This window comes from Vibrio sp. YT-16 (genome assembly GCF_033337405.1).
Taxonomy (GTDB): Bacteria; Pseudomonadota; Gammaproteobacteria; order Enterobacterales; family Vibrionaceae; genus Vibrio; species Vibrio alginolyticus.
Window position 1 is genome coordinate 309759 of record NZ_JAWOQQ010000004.1, and the last position, 17922, is coordinate 327680.

Here is a 17922-nt window from a genome sequence, read left to right on the forward strand (position 1 = left end):
ATTCTTAGTGCTTTAAAAGCATAAACAACGATTGTGATCGAATAATTGGTTATAGATTAGAACCCACTAAATATTGATAGAGAACGTTGACTTCTAGCATAAAATTCTATTCGTAGTAGAGAAGTCTAGTTTCAAATATTGTCAAAGCGTAAAACTGAAACATGACTCTGTTTTTGTGGTTTAATTTGGTTTTTTATGTTGTTTTAGTCGTTTTGTTGAAGCTATCAACGTTAAAAGCTGGTAATTGCAGAATATTTGCGTAACCTAGTGTGTAAATTAAATGTTAATTAATGTGCCTCATTAAAGGAGCAAATGATGTTACATTCACGTGAGAATACTCTACATTTAACACAGCTCAGCATGGCAGCAATTGAGCAGCTTTCCCCATCGTTTGAAGAACTGCCTCGTACCGAACATGCAGATGGTCAGTATCGACTACGACGTTATTCTGTGGTTGGTTTTGATAACGGCAAAGTCATCGACTTAAATAAAAATAGCTTTGTTCAATCCTCTGATATCAACCGATTTCAAGGTGATGTTGTAAGACAATTCGAGCCAATTGAGAAGGATATTCTTACCAGCGATGGCTTTCGAGAAATGTGTGAATTGTTTGTCAATGCGAATCATCTGCCAAACGGTCAAGAAATAGAAATTCACCAAATCCGTATCAGGGCACTGGAAGAAGAAACCCAAGTAGCACCTGAAGGTGTGCACCAAGACGGTTTTGATCACATTGCAATGGTTGGTGTGGGACGCCATAACATCATCGGTGGCGACATCATGCTGTACAGCTGCCATAACCAAGCCCCATTTTTCCGTAAAGTGCTAGAAACCGGAGAGGTCGCAATCTTGGCTGATAGCAAGCTGTGGCATAACGCGTGCCCAATCCGCTCTGTTATTGATGACGAAGCGGGCCATATGGATGTATTTGTACTCACTGCTACGGATAAGCGTAATGAACTTCAATCTTAATCAGATCAGAGAGCAATTTCCGGCGTTGGCTCAATACCACAACGACAAGCCCGTGACGTTTTTTGATGGTCCAGGTGGCTCACAAGTGCCTCAATCAGTACTAGACAGCATGGTAGGGTATTTAGGTCGTTTCAACGCTAACTTAGGCGGGCATTATTTTTCTAGCCAAGTGACCGTTGACGTAATGCAAAATGCGCGTGAGTCGGCTCAGGTTCTACTTAATGCCCCTTCATCTGGCAATATTGTCTTCGGTGCCAATATGACCTCACTAACCTTTCAGCTTAGTCGCGCGATTAGTCGAGATTGGCAAGCAGGAGATGAGATCATTGTTTCCGCTTTGGATCACTATTCAAATGTATCCAGCTGGCAGCAAGCGGCAGAAGATAAAGGCGTTACGGTTCATCAAGTTCGTATCAACGAAGAAGATTGTACGCTGGATATGGAGCATTTAAGCCGCCTTCTTTCTGATAAAACGCGCCTTGTCGCTGTGACTTATGCATCGAACACGACGGGCTCTATTGTGGATGTACAGCAAGTAGTCAGCATGGCGCACAATGTTGGGGCACAAGTTTATGTGGATGCCGTCCATTATGCGCCTCATCATTTGGTTGATGTTCAAGCGTTAGGTTGTGACTTTTTAGCTTGCTCAGCTTACAAGTTTTTCGGACCACACGTTGGTATTGCTTACATAGCCGATCAGTGGCTCCACAGTATTCGCCCTTACAAAGTCGAGCCTGCCACTAATATAGGCCCTGGTCGATTTGAAACAGGAACGCAAAGTTTTGAAGGTCTTGCTGGTGTCGTTTCTGCGGTTGAGTATCTGGCTCAATTTGGTGAAGTCGGTTTACCTCTTCGCCAACGATTGGAGCAAAGCTACCAACTGTATGAACAACATGAGCAGCGCTTGAGTGAGCGTTTCTTGCAGCGTTTGAATGCATTAGATGGTGTCAATCTATTCGGTATCGCAAAGGAAGATAGCCAACTCCGCACGCCAACTTTTGCGCTAACGTTTGACCGATATTCTCCAGAGTTCATCGCGAAAACACTGGGTGAACATAACATTTGTGTATGGAATGGTCACTTTTATGCGTTGGGCTTAGTTCGTCAACTTGGTTTAGAAGAATCGGGTGGTGTAGTGCGAATTGGTTGTATGCATTACAACACAATAGAAGAAGTCGATATGTTATTCGATGTGCTAGAAAGCATCCTTGACGCATAACTAACGATTTCTTCCTAATAGAAAAACAAAAGCTCGAGTCAAACTCGAGCTTTTTTCATTTTTATTTGAATCAACGCGTTCTGCAAGCGATTACTCACTAACTTCAACTTCATAGGAAGTGAATTTTCTTACATTAATAACGCCGGTATCAAAGATGAGGTATTGACCTTTGATGCCTTGCAAAGTGCCAGTAACAACCGGGTTTTTATCGAAGTTATGCGAAGTGATCTTCGTTGGGTGCTGTTGTACCGGGTAGCTAAGGTCGGTAATGCTTTCGTTTAATACTTCAATGGCATCTTCGCCGAATTGCTGTTTTATCTCGGCAATTTTCTCTTCGACTAAAGGCAATAGCTCAGCAAAACGGTCCTGCAATGCCATAGGTTCACCGTCACCTTTTAGCAGTGTGCGCCAATTGGTCTTGTCTGCGATATGTTTCGCCAGTTCAACTTCAATTAAACCGGAGATATGGCGAGTTTTTACTTTAAAAATTGGCAAGCCCTGAGTCGCGCCTTGGTCAATCCAACGAGTCGGGATTTGAGTATGACGAGTAATACCAACTTTTAAGCTGGATGTGTTGGACAGGTAGACAAAGTGATCCACCATGCAATTCTCTTCACCCCATTGTGGTTCGCGACAAGTCCCTTGATCGTAGTGGCAGGTCTCTGGCTTCATGATACACATGTCGCAGCTTGCTAGCTTTTTCATGCATACAAAACAGTGGCCTTGCGAATAACTCTTTTTCGTTTTCTTTCCACATGAGCAACAAAAAATATTGCCAGTGTGAGTCAGTGTGAGCGTTTTACCCAGAAACGGAGTTAAGTCGATCTCTTCCTCACCGACAGGAAGACGGTAGTTGACGGCACCGTCCAGAGAAGCACGCATTTTGTTTAGCGTGCCAGTTGCAATTAATGACATGACATTACTCATTATTGTGTTTTTGCACAGTATATACTGAAGTGGAGAAGAGATGCAGGGTTGACAGGAGCTTTAAAGTAAATGTCTTGCACTAAATTATTATGCATCGTGTTTTATTTTCTAAAAGTTATGGCTGTGAAATGCTTCGCAAATAGAAGTTGGGCTGCATTTTTTAGAAATTTTAAAACGTGATAACGGTTCAAAATCCGTTACTATGTGTCGAAACTAAGAATTGAATGAAAAAGTGATTTTATTTCTTGATAAATCACCTTTATTTCATTTTTTGAAATTATTGAACCTCACGTATTGTATATAATCTCAGCAGGTCACTTGCCCATGAAGTGGATCCATAACTTTATCTTTGCTCTTTCTATTTGCACTATCAGTTTGGTTGCCCTTTATAGTGTGCTTGGCGATACGCGAAAGCTGACCATTACACCTGAGCATTTCAATATCTATGCAACTAAAGATGTCAGTGAAGGAGGTGCGAGTGAGGCAGATATCACATACGATCGGCAAAGCCTAGTTCTTAGCTGTGAACTAAAGCAGAGCTCGTATGCTTGGCCTTATTGCGGAATCTCGGTTTATACCGATTCAGCAACGCCAACACAGGGTATTGACCTTTCCAACTACCATACGATTCGATTGAAGGTGCGATATGAAGAGGCAGGAATAGGGGCTAACCCTAGCCACGACCTACGTTTGTATCTTCGCAATTATAATTCTGAGTATTCCAAGCCGGACGACGAGTACACCATTAAATATAATGGCATGCAGTTTTCTCCGTCGGGTTCGAGCGATATTGTCGAAATTCCGATTAAAAATCTTCAGGTGATGACCTGGTGGTTAGCAGATAACGGAGTCGCGATTGAACACTCTGCACCTGAATTTTCAAACATCACACGTATTGATATTGCAACTGGGTCTGGTGCGGCACTTGGTAAACATAGAATTGTGATTGATAAAATTGAGTTTGAAGGCGCTTACCTTGCGCAAGAAACATTGTTGTATGCATTATTAATCTCTTGGATGGCGCTTGGACTGGCTTTTTCTCTGCATGAGTTACGAAAAAATAGAGTGGCTTATGAAAAAGCGCAAAAGCGTCACCGTCATTTGGAAAAGGTGAATAATACTTTGCGAGCTCAAAACTATGAGTTTGCAGAGTTAGCGCATCGAGATGCTTTGACGGGCGCGATGAACCGATATGCTGTGCAACACTGGCTGGAACAACAATCTCGTCAGGTTCGCTGGGGGCATAACACCTTCAGTATTCTCTATTTGGACTTGGATAAGTTTAAAAAGGTGAACGACAAATTTGGGCACCAAATGGGGGATGACATATTGCGCGAATTTGTCATGGTGGTAGCGACTTCTATTTACTCAGACGATCGACTCGTTCGTTGGGGCGGCGAAGAGTTTGTCGTATTTTGCCCTGATACCAATATTGAACAAGCGTTAGAGAAGGCAGAAATGATTCGCAAAAATGTGGAGGATCATTTGTGGGTGCACGGTGAATCATTAACTTGCAGTATTGGCGTTGCCCAAATGCAGAATGAACGCGTCTCAGAAACCATGGCGAGAGCTGACGAAGTGTTGTATCAGGCGAAGCGCAATGGTCGCAACCGAGTGGAAGCTCATTATGGTTTACTTGCTTGCGAAAAGAAGCAAGCCTGATAGCCGTTCACTAAAAGGAAAGAAAAAAGGTGGCCAACTGGCCACCAAGAGGGAAACTGCTGAACACCACTTAGGGGGGAAGTTTGGGTTATCGATACGATTACCGTGAGCAGCAGTGTAGTGCTAATCGAACTTGCTATTTTTACCAGAACAACCAAGCGAAAAGCGTTAGTGCAGCAATACAGGCAATGTTTAATACGAAACCAATTCGCATCATTTCTTTTTGCTTGATATGACCCGTACCGAACACAATCGCGTTTGGAGGTGTTGCAACAGGTAACATAAATGCACAAGATGCAGCGACGGCAATCAGTGCAGAGAGAATAACCGGAGACATGCCTAAGGCTTCTGCAATGGTCGCAAATACAGGGACAAGTAGCGCAGCACTGGCGGTGTTACTCGCAAACTCAGTTAAGAAGACAACAAAAGCAACCACTGCAAGAATCGTTAAGAGAATACCGGCTTGCTCAAGGAAGCCTGACAAGCTATGAGCTAAAAATACGCTTGTTCCGGTTGCTTTTAGGACGTTACTCAGACAGATACCACCACCAAATAGGATTAACACACCCCAGTCGGTTGTTTTCTCAATATCTTTCCACTCGACGGCGCGAGAAGCACCAAGTAGAAGGATGGCGCCAATAGCTACAAGAGTATCGAACTTCGCGAAGCCACCCAGCATAGCGTTAATAGGCTTACTGAATATCCACAACGTCACGGTCAGTAAGAAAATCGCCAACGTAATCATTTTGCCGTTTGTCCATTCGACTGGTTGATGGTCAAGGTCAAACTTGTGGCTAAGGTCAGGCTTAGTCATCGTGTACAATACGAGGATAGCGATTGGCATTAATACTAGGGAAATAGGTACACCAAACTTCATCCATTCAGTGAAGCTAAGGCCAACTTCAGCTGCTGCAATTGCGTTTGGTGGGCTACCAACCAGTGTTGCAATACCACCAATTGAAGCACTGTAAGCGATACCGAGTAGAACAAACAAAAAGGTGTTGTGGTTTTTCTTAGCGTCTAGCTTTGTCATCACACCCAGCACAAGCGGTAACATCATCGCGGCGGTGGCGGTGTTTGAAATCCACATTGACAGGCCAGCACTCACACCAAATAGCATGAATACAGCGACAGACATTTTTCCTCTTGCCAGCAATAGTACTTTATCTGCAATAGCTTGATCTAACTTTTGTTTATGTAGAGCCGCAGCTAGTGCAAAACCACCCAAAAATAGAAAAATGATGGAGTTGGAAAAGTTATTCAGTGCGGCTTGAGTGTTGAACACACCCAAAAATACCGCAAGTAGTGGTATGAGCAGCGCAGTAATGCTGACGTGAATCGCTTCGGTTAGCCACAAAATAGCAACAAAAACTAAGATGCTCAGGCCGGTTACTACTTGTGGCTCAAAGGGTAAGGTATTAAACAAGATAATGAACAATAGGATATTCGCGTTCAAAATCATGCTGTTGCGAGTGAAGAACCAATTCTTCAATGTCACAGCGAGTGCGGTCATGGGTAGTGCTCCTTTTGCATTGCCTTTTGTCGGTTTTTTTATGGCAAAGTAACTGACTTGTAGTTATTTATTGATGAAATGTTACTTTGAATGCGAAAAAGAGTTTTGCCTGAATCGTAGAGCAAATTAGAAAGTGTGATGTTGAGAATTGGAAATGGGTAGAAAACTACCCATTTGTTTTATAGAAATGTTACTAGGCTTGTGAGCCACGTTATTCCTCTATTCGACGGGGACTTGAAGAGGCTCGTTAGCTGCTTTATTTGGCTCTTTTACTGCGACGATAGGTTCTTGAGGGCCAAGAAACTTAGGCTGCGTATTGATAATATACAGGTCTAAAAACGCTTTCACACGGGCTAGCAGTTCTCGAACACGCATCGATGTTTTTTGCTTGTTGGCCGTCGGCCCTGCTACCGCGAGACACTGCGCATCAATGCTGTAAGCATTAGCGATGAACAGTGCGCGTTCACAGTGAAAGCGCTGAGTCACAATCAGAAATCGCTCCGAAGCAAAAATTTTTTTCGCTCGTACAATCGAATCTAAGGTACGAAAGCCAGCATAATCAAGGTGAATCACTTCTTCAGGCACGCCTGCTTTAAGTAAGTCGCGTTTCATTGTCCACGGTTCGTTGTATGAACGGTGGGCGTTATCACCACTCAATAAAAACTGTTTTACTTTGCCTTGGTTGTAAAGCTCAATCGCCGCATTAATGCGATGAGTGTAGTAAGTGTTGAGGATCTTTCCGATGTATTTACTGGTACCAAGAACTACGGCAACCTCATGTTGAGGGATTTGCTCGTATTCAGTGAAAATGCTCTCTTTGGCTTGTAAAACCACCCATCGGTCGATGGCAATAACAGAAACAAGCAGACTAAGTGCAGAGATCGACAAAATCAAAGCAAATCGCTTCCAGGAAAATTTCAGCTTCCACTTTGATCTTATGCGAGAAAACAACAAAACGTTTTATATCCTTAACTAAAAATGTAGTTCTCATCATATCTGATAGAAACAAAAAGAGAGAAGCCCATTTATGCCAAAATCTGGTTAGGATGATAAAAAAATAAAAGCCCCTACATGGTAGGGGCTAATTATTAAACGAATTGTCTCAAGCTTAGAACGCAGTGCGTTTGTAGCGGCGGTAAACAGGTTGCCAGAACGACTGTTCAATCGCCACGTTCAATGCTTCATCAGTAATTTCTAATGCGACACCTTGTTCAATTGCCTTTTTACCAACGGCAAATGCGATTTTTTTCGATACTAAGTGGATCTCTTCCAGTGGTGGAAGTAGTGCCCCACGACCGTTGATTGCTAGAGGAGAACATGTTGCTAGCGCGCGGCTTGATTCCATTAGCATCTCGTCAGTGACACGTTTTGCATTGACAGCAAGTACACCAAGGCCAATGCCTGGGAAGATGTAGCTGTTGTTACATTGTGCAATAGGGTAAGTGCGACCTTCATGAACCACTGGCTCAAATGGGCTACCTGTTGCAACCAGTGCTTCACCATTTGTCCAACGAATGATGTCGTTCGGTGTCGCTTCCACGCGGCTTGTTGGGTTCGACAGTGGGAAGACAATCGGACGCTTACAGTGTTTATGCATTTCTTCGATGATTTCTTGGCTAAATAGGCCAGGCGCACCAGAAACACCAATTAATACCGTTGGCTTGGCGTTACGCATAACATCGAGTAGTGAGAAGCCATTTCCTTCATTTTCCCACTCTTTCGTATTGGTATGCTTTTGCACCAAGCGTTGTTGGAAATCAAGAAGGTTAGGCATGCCTTCTTGTAACAGACCCCAACGGTCAACCATGTAAACTTGTGAGCGAGCTTGCTCGTCAGAAATTCCTTCCGATACCATTTGTGCGATGATCGCTTCTGCGATACCACAACCAGCAGACCCTGCGCCTAGGAAGGTAATACGTTGTTTAGAAAGCTGAGTTCCTGCTGCTTTACAAGCTGCAAGTAGGGAACCAACAGTAACAGCTGCAGTACCCTGAATATCATCATTGAAGCAACACACGCGGTCTTTGTAACGCTCTAGAAGAGGCATCGCATTTTTCTGAGCAAAGTCTTCGAACTGGATCAAAGCATCAGGCCAACGGCGCTGTACCGCTTGGATAAACTCTTCTACAAATGCATCGTATTCTGCACCCGTAATACGAGGATGACGCCAACCCATGTACATCGGATCAGCTAAGCGTTGCGGGTTATTGGTACCCACATCAAGAACGATTGGTAGCGTGTAAGCAGGGCTGATACCACCACACGCGGTATATAGTGACAGTTTACCGATTGGAATACCCATGCCGCCGATACCTTGGTCACCCAAGCCAAGGATACGTTCGCCATCTGTCACAACAATCACTTTAACGTTGTGGTTTGCTGCGTTGTTCAGCAAGTCGTCAATACGGTCACGGTTCGGGTATGAAATGAACAGACCGCGACCACGACGGTAAATGTTAGAGAAGTTTTCACATGCTGCGCCAACAGTCGGCGTGTAGATGATAGGCATCATCTCAGAAATGTGATTTTGCACTAGGCGGTAATACAATGTTTCGTTGGTGTCTTGGATGTTACGCAGATAAATGTGCTTATCCATATCGCTTTCGAAACTTTTGTATTGCTGGTAGGCACGTTCCACCTGCTCTTGGATAGTTTCGGTCGACTCTGGAAGCAGACCTTCTAAGTTGAATGAACTACGTTCTTCAGCAGAGAATGCACTGCCTTTGTTCAAAAGAGGGGTTGCTAAAAGAGCCGGACCCGCATATGGAATATATAGTGGGCGTTTATCGTTGTTCATTGGGTGCCTTATGTAGGGTTGAAGGATGCGCACCAAATTTTAACGGGTTCACTATTTAGTTGTAAACATGCGTTGATGCACATCAATGTAATGTCGCAAAAAAATTCAGATACCGACGAAAATATCGGCAATATTGGTTGTTTAGAGACACCTAAAGCAGGATTTTTTTACTTGGGTATAATGTTTTGCATCATCAAATCAAATCCAATTTCTATGTTTCAACTACCTATCGACAGCCTGCAAGCCGAGTTTGACCATCATGTAAGCCTTAACCATCTTGTGGTGGAAGCCGAAACCGGGTCGGGTAAATCTACCCGCTTGCCCATGTGGGCGGCAAAACACGGACGCGTTCTGGTTATTGAACCACGTCGAATTGCTTGTACCTCGCTGGCTGAATTTCTTGCGGAGCAATCTGGAGGGCCAATAGGTCGCAAAGTCGGTTACGCGATCAAGCTTCATGCCTACTTTGATGAAAAAACCGAAGTTGTATTTGTGACTCCGGGGGTTGCACTGCGTTGGTTTTCGGAAAACAAGCTAGCAGACTTTGATGTCGTGATAGTGGACGAATTTCACGAGCGACGCTGGGATATTGATCTATTAACCGCCATTTTGAAGCAAGAAAATCAACATCGATTGATCGTCACTTCCGCTACCTTAGAAGGCGAAAAGCTTGCTCGTTACCTGAATGCTAAGCGCCTGAGTTCGGAGGGACGTTGCTTTCCAGTCACGGTGACACATCGTTCCACAGACAGCCGCTATTTACCGAACAAAAAGGGATGTGAACAGGAAGTTGTCGGAGCGGTAAAAGAAGCACTGGAAGATGAAGATGGCGATATTCTTGTTTTTCTCCCAGGACGTAAAGAGATCGCCCAATGCGCGCAGATGCTACAAAGTAGCAGTGATGTCATGGTGGTTAAACTTCATGCCTCGGTCAGTGATGAAGAACGACATCGTGCGCTGACGGTACAAAAGCAACGGAAAGTCGTATTGGCAACCAACGTCGCGGAAACCTCTCTGACCATTCCTAATATCCGTGTGGTAATCGATAGTGGTTTAGAGCGCAGAACTGTACAACGAAATGGACGTACGGCACTGACATTAACCAACATTTCTAAGGCCAGTGCCGCGCAGCGAATGGGGCGAGCAGGTCGCGTTACCGAAGGGGCTTGTATTCGTCTATATGGTGAGCACGCGCCTTTAGAGTTGGTGACACCTCCAGAATTACACAGAGAAGAGCTCGTCGAGCCCATGCTGGCAGCGGCTTGTTGTGGGTACCGTCTTTCAACACTCGATTTTCTCGACTCAATTCCTCCAAAGTCGCTAGAGGCATCTCATTCGACGTTGTTATCTATGGAAGCGATTGATGAGGATGGCAATGTCACGCAGCATGGTAGAAAAGTATATCCACTACCCATTGATGCACTGTTTGCCGATCTCGTTACCAGAATTCAAGCGAAGCCAGAGAAGGAAGCAATGATTGATTTGGCTGCCGCTTTATCTGTGCCTGCGCAGCTCTATCAGCGACAAAGTGGTGAAGTTGCTGAGCTTCTATCTCAAGAGGAGCCATACGGATGTGATGTCTCTTTGTTGATCCGTTTGGTTCGGGGGGAGCGACTTCCGGGCATTGTCATTGATGCCAGCGCACTCGAAGAGGCACAAGGTTTAGCGAAACAAATGCGAGAAGTATTTGAATTACCGGAACTTGACGTTGCCTCTCGATATAAACGTGAAGCGCTCTTTTTCTCCATCGCCTCATTGCACCCTGAGCTTGTGTTTGTCCGACGAGCTCGTCGAAGGGATGCTCTAGGAAATGGCGTAGTCGAGATGCTGGTTGGGCGTAACAGCCGCTTTCCTGACAAAGAAGAAGCGGCAATCGTGCTAGATAGCCATAGCGTGCCAGGACGAGGCGTTAAGCAAACACTGAACCTCGCATCGGTTATGATGCCTATCCCGCTGACATTATTACGCGAACTTGAATTTGGGGAGTGGCAACAAGGTGAGACGAATTATGAAGAAGAGACGCCAAGAGCAACAATGCACTTGGTCTACGCCGGGCGAACAATCTGTACTGAACATCAAGCGTTAAAAGGTGATGTTGCTGTTCAGTCTATTGTCGAAATGATAGAAGACGAGACACTGTTACCAGGTTTTGCTTCTCAAAGAAAACAGCAAATCCAACACTGGAAACTCTACAACGCATTGGGCCTTAATGTCGAAGGAGAAGAGGTTAACGACTTGGCCTCCTTGACATTTTCTAGCTGGTTAAAGGATCAGTTGGAAACATTAGGCGTTGAAAACATCGATGATATGGCGTTGTTTGAACCAGAAGACTTAACATTTAACGGTGTTCCAGAATGGGAATACGACGATTTCGCGGAGCAGTACCCTTTAGAACTTTCGCTGCCAGAACTCCAACTAGATGTCGAGTATTACGCGTCTCGCAAGCTGGTACAGGTCGTTTATCGAGAGGGAAACCGAAAGGGAGACCCGAAGCGTTGGGAGCTGCCACGTTGGGCGGGTTGGAAGATACAGTATAAAAAGGCCAGTCGAGTGATTGATGTGAAGTAGGTCGGCGGATGACGTTGTGACAAGAATTGATATTTTCTTGGTGAATCTATAATGATTTCATATTGATAGCGTTACTTGCGTGTTGTTTTTAGTTTCTTAATTGAAATATTAATCAATTGAATGCTTATATATGGCGAAGCTGTACATCAGTTGTTACAAAGCTGGTTTTAATATTTCCTTTTGTATGTAAATTAGGGCATAAAAGACGAATGTTTTATATCCCATTGCTATATCAAAACAGTTGAACGATATTTGGTATATCTCATTTTCGAGTGTCGGGGGCATAGAATGGATCAACAAGGAAAGACGTGCATTGAATTCGACTACACTAGCTTTTTAGGAGCGACAGGTAGTAAAAAATGGACCTTTTTAGAGGCATTTGCCACCATAGCGCCTATTTTCGGTTTGATGTGGAAGCAGAACATTGCGGAATTGAGCAAGCCTGAAGATCGGTTGTGGGATGCCGCATTAAAATCGATGTCTTCTCGTAAAAGTGATGAATCCAATTTGCTCCGCTTAACTCAGCTAGCTAAACATGAAGGGATCAATGAATTGCGAGTCGTTATGCCATATTCGCTCGATGTTCAGCAAATCGAGTACATAGAATCTCGCAGTCAGTTGAAGGTGGATACGTCAGAACAAGATGTCCTTAACATCAAGTTTTAGGCTGAGCATTTCCACTTCATCGATGTACCACTTAACAATAGTGCAATGAAAAGCGACCTCAAAGTAGGTCGCTTTTTTATTTTGAGGTTTTTGTCACAGGTCTTGGAAGTGTGATGAATATAGAGTATTTGCACTTAAATTAACAAAAATGTAACGTTTGGAAATGCAATTGTCATAACTAGCTTCTAACTTTGTGTTTTTAGGACAAATTACCGACTAAGTGGTTGGTCTGTAAGTTCGAATTAACGTCCCTTATTGGCACACAAGGATGATTGAGTCACCACGTCATTTGGGCATAAAAACAAACACAATAAGAAAGGAAGTCAATATGTCTTTGTCTCGTCGAGACTTTATGAAAGCTGCCTCTTCAACGGCGATTGTTACCGGGCTGGTGGGCTGTGGTAGCGATGCTAGTGAATCTGTTGCGGTTACCTTTGAGCACGGAGTGGCGAGTGGAGATCCTACTCAAACACAAGTAATCATTTGGACTCGTGTTACAACCTCAGCGAGCTACGCAGATGTAAGCTGGCAAGTTTCTTCTAATGAAAATTTTACTGATATCGTACAAAGTGGCACTTTTGCCACGGACACGAGCCGAGATTTCACGGTAAAAGTCGATGTTCAAAATCTCAACGCAAATTCTCACTATTACTATCGATTCATGGTTGGAGATGTCACTAGTGAAGTCGGGCAAACTCAAACATTACCAGAGGGTGGTGTAGAAAAGGCATCCATGGCGGTTGTTTCTTGCGCAAACTATCCTGCTGGTTACTTCCATGTGTATCGAGAGATCTTAAATCAACATGAGCAAGAACCGTTTGATGTGGTACTTCATCTCGGTGATTACATTTATGAGTATGGGGCTGGTGGCTACGCTAGTGAAGATGCTGAGGCACTAGGGCGAGAGCCAAGCAAAGGCACTGAATGCATTACCTTAGATGATTACCGAAAACGGTATGCGCAATATCGCCAAGATGCTGATCTGCAAGCGTTACATGCGAGCCTACCAATGATTGCAGTCTGGGATGACCATGAGCTTGCAAATGATAGTTGGAAAAAGGGTGCGGAAAACCATCAAGAAGAGGAAGGCAGCTTTAATGATCGTCGTGCAGCTGCGGCTGCCGCGTGGACAGAATGGTTGCCCGTTCGTGAAAACACTTTCTCAAACATGCTGATTTACCGTCAGTTTTCGTTTGGAAGTTTAGTCAATTTGATGATGCTCGACACGCGACTTGTGGGGCGTGATAAACCGTTGGATTATTTCTCGCTCAGCTCACCAACGATGGAAGCTATTGGCGGTTTAGTTGCTCAGTCGCGCAGTCAAGACCGAGAGCTGTTAGGCGGTGACCAACTCGCTTGGCTGATGGATGCGTTCAGTACGCACGACGCAACTTGGAATGTGCTAGGGCAACAAGTGTTAATGTCTCGTATGGAGTTGCCAAGTTCGGTTATGACAGCGATGTTTCAATTGTTTACTGCCACTGAAGAACAAAAAACAGAGGCGTTATTAGCGGTAAACTCTGCGATTACGGGTTATCTCTCTGACCCAAGTTTAGATACCATTGCTTTGCCATATAACCTAGATGCATGGGATGGTTACTACGTTGAGCGAGAGAACGTTTATCAACTGGCCAAAGCCAGCAGTGGTAACTTTGTCTGTTTGGCAGGAGATACGCACAATGCATGGGCAAGTGAGCTTAAAGACGTATCTAAGCATCCTATCGGGGTAGAGTTTGCGACAAGCTCTGTGAGTTCCCCTGGGTTAGAAGCCTACCTCGCGTTAGACCCTGTTGCGATCACTCAAATGGAATACACGTTGCCTCACTTAGTGTCAGAATTACAGTGGGCAGACATCAAACAGCGTGGCTTTATGCGCGTTACTTTTACGCCCGACAAGGCAGAGTCGACCTGGTATTTCGTATCAACGATTAAAGACAAAACATATCAGGTGACGGCCAAGTCAGCCTCTACAACAGATGGCACTACGTTAAATATCGGCTAAGGTGAGCCTAATACGAAAAAAGTCCGCAGGCTAGTGCGGACTTTTTATTGGAAAGCGTTTAGCAATCTAGCGACAGTGCTAGTCAATCAATCCGTATTCTTTGCTCAGAACCTCGATGATTTCCGCTTTCGGATTCTCACTCAAATGAATCGGCTTGCCTGTAATCTTCTCGGCAATACCAATGTAAGTGCTCGAAATCGCCATCAAAGATTCGACGGGCAAAGCATTATCACGAGCGAGAGCTTCGCGCTCAGGCATACGTTCTTTGTTTAGCAAGATATCTGGGTCAGGGAAGTGGTTAAGTAGGAACTGGCGGAAACCTTCTTTTGAGTTCTCTACGATGTGACCTGCTTGGTACTCTTTAGCATCCCATATACGAGACGAGTCTGGTGTACCCACTTCATCCATGTAAATCAGCTTTTCATTGCCAGCAGCATCATGAACATAACCAAATTCGAATTTGGTATCGACAAAGATTTGGTCGATTTCTTCTAACGCTTGGCTGATAACGTTAAAGCCTTCTTTCAGCAATTTTTCGTAGAGTGCGATATCGTCAGCGCTTGAGAAGTTAAATGCTTCGTAGTTGTCTACGATGTTTTGACGAGTAATATTCACGTCATCCGCTTCTGGCACACCGGGAATGCCTTTTAGAATGCCTTTTGTGGATGGGGTCATTAGCAACTCTGGCAGTGCTTTGTCTTTTTCTAACCCTTCAGGAAGTTGGATTCCACAAAACTCGCGCTCGCCATTTGCGTAAGCGCGCCACATCGAACCCGTGATGTATTTGCGGCAGATGGCTTCGATTTTTGCCGGTTTGGCTTTTTGTACAATCCAAACAAATGGGTGAGGAATGTCTAGAATATGGCTATCTGCTAAGCCATTTTCTTTGAACAGTTTGAACCAGTGGTTAGAAATCGCATTAAGCGCAGCCCCTTTACCCGGGACACCATTAAGACCACCTTCAGCATGCCAAATACAATCGAACGCAGAGATTCGGTCGCTAATCACCATGATAGCCAAAGGCGCATCTGGCGCGACATTGTATCCTTTTTCTTTGATCAGTCGGGCGCTGTCTTCATCAGTTAACCAGTAAACTGAACGAACTTTTCCACTATGAACGGGTTTATGGGTGCGAATTGGCAGGTCGTCATTGACGGCAAGTACTTGATTAGCAAGGCTCATTGCGACATTCCTATCATCTTAATCAAACGTCAGAAAGAGAAGATATTCAGCAAAATGTGGGCGCTGAATAAATCGAATGTGGGCATCATACCAGAACTATTTTAACTCGCTAGAGAAAAAGCAAACGTTTGCCTATTTTCTTTAATACAAAAAAAGCCCCCTTAAAAAGGAGGCGAGATGCAGGATGGATAACGTCGAACTTATTAGTGGTACTTATTAACTCTGCCTTCGACGAAAAAGACTTCACACTGATAGCGCTGCGCCATGTCGCGCAACATCGATTGATTCATAAGTGCAATTTTATTGGATGCGACAACAGCACTGGCATTGCCTGAGTGGATGGCTTTTATCACGATCTCGACTTCTGAAAGCTGTTGAGAGGGCTTCATTTGAATAACGTTTTTACAGCAAATATTAGAAGCAGTGAGTTGTTCAAAGTCTGGACGAGGGCAGTCTGCTGTAAACAAAATCCATTGTTTCTGCTGCGATAAAACAGCCAGCTTAGATAGAAGCTGATCCGAAACGGCCATGGGCTTAGTTGCTTGTGCCAATACGTTGTAACGAGAGTATGTATGAGATTGACTTTGTAACTGCATCTTACTGTTCCTTTATACATGCTGTATGTGTATACAGTAGTTTGTTTTGGTGACCTGATCAACCAGTTTCTCAAAAGTTATTTGCGGTTTTTTGAGAAGGAAATAAAAGGATTTGATTCTAAGTAATTGAATTTATGTGGTTGTTTTTCATTTTTGATATGTCTAACATCAATTTAAAAATGTGAGGTGAGTAGAAAACTGGACGAGATACATACAGGGGTTTACTACTGTATATACAGGTGTTGTTTCATGGACAGTGGTTTGTATACAGTAAGAGAGGGCTGATAACCGATGCGACGTGCTATGTAGGATAGGAGGGAATACGAGATAGAAATTGGAAATAGTCTTGGCCGATCAAAAAAGCGCCTTAAAAGGCGCCTTTGAAAATCAGTTCCATTGATTCCGTCTTGCTTAGCTCGCTCGTTGCAAGCGTTCGCGCATTTGCAATTCGCCTTGGTTAAATAGGCGCACGTCGATTTTTGCCATGTCGTAACAAGCTTTACATGAGTAATGGTGCTTGCCATCTAAATAATCGTGACGAGTTACAAGACTAGGTTTTTTACACCAATCACAGGTGCCTTCTTCAGTGAACATTGATTTTCTCCCCACCTAGATTAATTTGAGTCGTTAGGTGTTATTTTGCGCCGGGCATTATGGCATAAAAGCGCGACTTAAGTTAAATGTCTGTTAATTTGTTTGAGAGGGAGATCGATTGCGGCGCTTGATTATATAGGTCTAAAAGCATGCTAGCCAAAGTATCCTGACCTATTTTTACTGTTTTGTAACATTTTGTGAGACGAGCTTAAAGGCATGATTGAGTCGCTTCATTTCTTCTTCACTGCCTCTTGTGTCAGGATGATAAAGCTTTGATAGCTGTCTATAGCGTAGCTTGATTGCTTGTAAATCAGGGATGTGTTGTGGTGTGTAGCCAAACATAGCACACGCGACGCTTAGCTTATGGTTCTCTGCCTGGGTTTTGGATTTCTTAAATTCTTTGAATACTTTCTCTAGCTGGCGTTTCAGTTGCTTGTTCGTAAACTCTAGCTCTTTTATTTTTTTCGCCATTCGTTGATTTTGGCTTTCCTCTTTGGCTTCAAGCGCTTTTCTATTCTGCTTAAGTTTCTTGATTACGAGAAAACTTAAGCCGCTGATGATGAGTATCGCCGCTAGCCAGATCAGCCATAAAAACTGCGAGTGTTCTACTTTGGGGTTTGCAACTGTGCTTTTCTCTTCCTGTGCTTGCTCAGCCTTTTTATCGAGCGACTTTATTTGCGAGACTTGTTTAGCTCGCAGTTGGTTGAAGCGCTGCTCTAACAGTTGATTATAAGCTTGTTCTGCTGCTGGATTATGCTGAGAAGCCATTTGATACAAGGCTTCAGTCAATTGAGAAGTTGTGACCTTATCTGGATTGCGCTGAATAAAATCGGCGAGAAGAAAGCCACGATCGGTTGGGTCATTGAGTGCGATAGAGGTTAGCCAATATAACGCTTGTGTTTCATTTTTTTCGCCATTTATCCCTTTAGCAAAGTCGTTCGCGAGCTGTTTTTGTGCAGGGAGGTAACCTTGGTTGGCGGATTGCTCTAGCCAGTAGCGCGTTTCTGGTGAGGCTTCAGCTTCGTTTGATGCCAATAATTGTTGTGCGTACTCGTATTGTTCGATGGGGTCATTTGGAGCTTGAGAGGCAAGTGAGTAGCCAGAAAAGCTGAGGCTAAATAAGCAGAGTAGGGCAGACGTTTTGACAGACATTAATATGTCAGGCCTAACGATAATGGTTAGGCCTGCTCCGGTAATTTTTTATTATTACCGTTATGGTGCAAC

The 17922-nt window shown here is 44.0% G+C and carries 14 protein-coding genes; 6 read left to right on the plus strand and 8 right to left on the minus strand.

The window, feature by feature from the left end; translation table 11 throughout:
• Positions 1 to 315: 315 nt before the first annotated feature.
• Both R7F07_RS09790 and R7F07_RS09795 read left to right on the plus strand, forming a co-directional pair.
• Positions 316 to 972, plus strand: a complete 657-nt coding sequence (locus R7F07_RS09790; protein ID WP_318110488.1) for a 2OG-Fe dioxygenase family protein — start codon at positions 316 to 318, stop codon at positions 970 to 972.
• On the plus strand, positions 956 to 2191 hold the full coding sequence (locus R7F07_RS09795; protein ID WP_054576433.1) for a cysteine desulfurase-like protein: 1236 nt from the start codon (positions 956 to 958) through the stop codon (positions 2189 to 2191). Before R7F07_RS09790 ends, R7F07_RS09795 begins: the two co-directional genes overlap by 17 nt.
• A 90-nt stretch (positions 2192 to 2281) precedes the next feature.
• On the opposite strand, the gene R7F07_RS09800 is transcribed toward R7F07_RS09795, so the two are convergent.
• The gene (locus R7F07_RS09800) at positions 2282 to 3106 is read right to left on the minus strand and encodes a DUF2797 domain-containing protein (RefSeq protein WP_005377984.1); all 825 of its coding nucleotides are present in this window, start codon (positions 3104 to 3106) and stop codon (positions 2282 to 2284) included.
• 336 nt (positions 3107 to 3442) lie between these two features.
• On the opposite strand from R7F07_RS09800, the gene R7F07_RS09805 reads away from it, so the two are divergent.
• Positions 3443 to 4780: a GGDEF domain-containing protein gene (locus R7F07_RS09805; RefSeq protein ID WP_047100723.1), complete on the plus strand. Its 1338-nt coding sequence runs from the start codon at positions 3443 to 3445 to the stop codon at positions 4778 to 4780.
• 142 nt (positions 4781 to 4922) lie between these two features.
• Here R7F07_RS09805 and R7F07_RS09810 read toward each other — a convergent pair whose 3' ends face one another.
• The 3 genes from R7F07_RS09810 to R7F07_RS09820 all read right to left on the minus strand — a co-directional run bounded on the left by R7F07_RS09810 (position 4923) and on the right by R7F07_RS09820 (position 9090).
• Positions 4923 to 6293, minus strand: a complete 1371-nt coding sequence (locus tag R7F07_RS09810) for an SLC13 family permease (RefSeq protein WP_017634863.1) — start codon at positions 6291 to 6293, stop codon at positions 4923 to 4925.
• A gap of 219 nt (positions 6294 to 6512) precedes the next feature.
• The gene (locus tag R7F07_RS09815) at positions 6513 to 7247 is read right to left on the minus strand and encodes a vancomycin high temperature exclusion protein (RefSeq protein WP_047100722.1); all 735 of its coding nucleotides are present in this window, start codon (positions 7245 to 7247) and stop codon (positions 6513 to 6515) included.
• A gap of 154 nt (positions 7248 to 7401) precedes the next feature.
• Positions 7402 to 9090: an NAD-dependent malic enzyme gene (locus R7F07_RS09820; protein WP_171342718.1), complete on the minus strand. Its 1689-nt coding sequence runs from the start codon at positions 9088 to 9090 to the stop codon at positions 7402 to 7404.
• Between the two features lie 213 nt (positions 9091 to 9303).
• On the opposite strand from R7F07_RS09820, the gene R7F07_RS09825 reads away from it, so the two are divergent.
• The 3 genes from R7F07_RS09825 to R7F07_RS09835 all read left to right on the plus strand — a co-directional run bounded on the left by R7F07_RS09825 (position 9304) and on the right by R7F07_RS09835 (position 14326).
• Entirely contained in the window at positions 9304 to 11658 is a 2355-nt protein-coding gene (locus R7F07_RS09825; protein ID WP_025766837.1) for a helicase-related protein, read from the plus strand.
• Positions 11659 to 11946: 288 nt separating this feature from the next.
• Complete coding sequence (locus tag R7F07_RS09830) at positions 11947 to 12324, plus strand: hypothetical protein (protein WP_025766836.1); 378 nt, start codon at positions 11947 to 11949, stop codon at positions 12322 to 12324.
• A 328-nt stretch (positions 12325 to 12652) separates the two neighbouring features.
• Entirely contained in the window at positions 12653 to 14326 is a 1674-nt protein-coding gene (locus R7F07_RS09835; RefSeq protein ID WP_171342717.1) for an alkaline phosphatase D family protein, read from the plus strand.
• 78 nt (positions 14327 to 14404) lie between these two features.
• Here the strand turns inward: R7F07_RS09835 and R7F07_RS09840 are convergent, their stop codons facing one another.
• The 4 genes from R7F07_RS09840 to R7F07_RS09855 all read right to left on the minus strand — a co-directional run bounded on the left by R7F07_RS09840 (position 14405) and on the right by R7F07_RS09855 (position 17850).
• Positions 14405 to 15508 (minus strand): phosphoribosylaminoimidazolesuccinocarboxamide synthase, encoded by a 1104-nt coding sequence (locus R7F07_RS09840; protein WP_025766834.1) that lies wholly within the window; start codon positions 15506 to 15508, stop codon positions 14405 to 14407.
• 203 nt (positions 15509 to 15711) lie between these two features.
• A complete protein-coding gene (locus tag R7F07_RS09845; protein WP_171342716.1) occupies positions 15712 to 16104 on the minus strand; it encodes a SulA-like leucine-rich domain-containing protein in 393 nt (130 codons plus the stop codon).
• 411 nt (positions 16105 to 16515) lie between these two features.
• Positions 16516 to 16698 (minus strand): hypothetical protein, encoded by a 183-nt coding sequence (locus R7F07_RS09850; protein ID WP_005377960.1) that lies wholly within the window; start codon positions 16696 to 16698, stop codon positions 16516 to 16518.
• 177 nt (positions 16699 to 16875) lie between these two features.
• A complete protein-coding gene (locus R7F07_RS09855; protein WP_017634859.1) occupies positions 16876 to 17850 on the minus strand; it encodes a molecular chaperone DnaJ in 975 nt (324 codons plus the stop codon).
• Positions 17851 to 17922 lie beyond the last annotated feature (72 nt).

Coding starts and splice junctions, on each gene's coding strand:
- R7F07_RS09790 (WP_318110488.1), top strand. CDS start 316: ATGTTACATTCACGTGAGAATACTCTACATTTAACACAGCTCAGCATG.
- R7F07_RS09795 (WP_054576433.1), top strand. CDS start 956: ATGAACTTCAATCTTAATCAGATCAGAGAGCAATTTCCGGCGTTGGCT.
- R7F07_RS09800 (WP_005377984.1), bottom strand. CDS start 3,106: ATGTCATTAATTGCAACTGGCACGCTAAACAAAATGCGTGCTTCTCTG.
- R7F07_RS09805 (WP_047100723.1), top strand. CDS start 3,443: ATGAAGTGGATCCATAACTTTATCTTTGCTCTTTCTATTTGCACTATC.
- R7F07_RS09810 (WP_017634863.1), bottom strand. CDS start 6,293: ATGACCGCACTCGCTGTGACATTGAAGAATTGGTTCTTCACTCGCAAC.
- R7F07_RS09820 (WP_171342718.1), bottom strand. CDS start 9,090: ATGAACAACGATAAACGCCCACTATATATTCCATATGCGGGTCCGGCT.
- R7F07_RS09825 (WP_025766837.1), top strand. CDS start 9,304: ATGTTTCAACTACCTATCGACAGCCTGCAAGCCGAGTTTGACCATCAT.
- R7F07_RS09830 (WP_025766836.1), top strand. CDS start 11,947: ATGGATCAACAAGGAAAGACGTGCATTGAATTCGACTACACTAGCTTT.
- R7F07_RS09835 (WP_171342717.1), top strand. CDS start 12,653: ATGTCTTTGTCTCGTCGAGACTTTATGAAAGCTGCCTCTTCAACGGCG.
- R7F07_RS09840 (WP_025766834.1), bottom strand. CDS start 15,508: ATGAGCCTTGCTAATCAAGTACTTGCCGTCAATGACGACCTGCCAATT.
- R7F07_RS09845 (WP_171342716.1), bottom strand. CDS start 16,104: ATGCAGTTACAAAGTCAATCTCATACATACTCTCGTTACAACGTATTG.
- R7F07_RS09850 (WP_005377960.1), bottom strand. CDS start 16,698: ATGTTCACTGAAGAAGGCACCTGTGATTGGTGTAAAAAACCTAGTCTT.
- R7F07_RS09855 (WP_017634859.1), bottom strand. CDS start 17,850: ATGTCTGTCAAAACGTCTGCCCTACTCTGCTTATTTAGCCTCAGCTTT.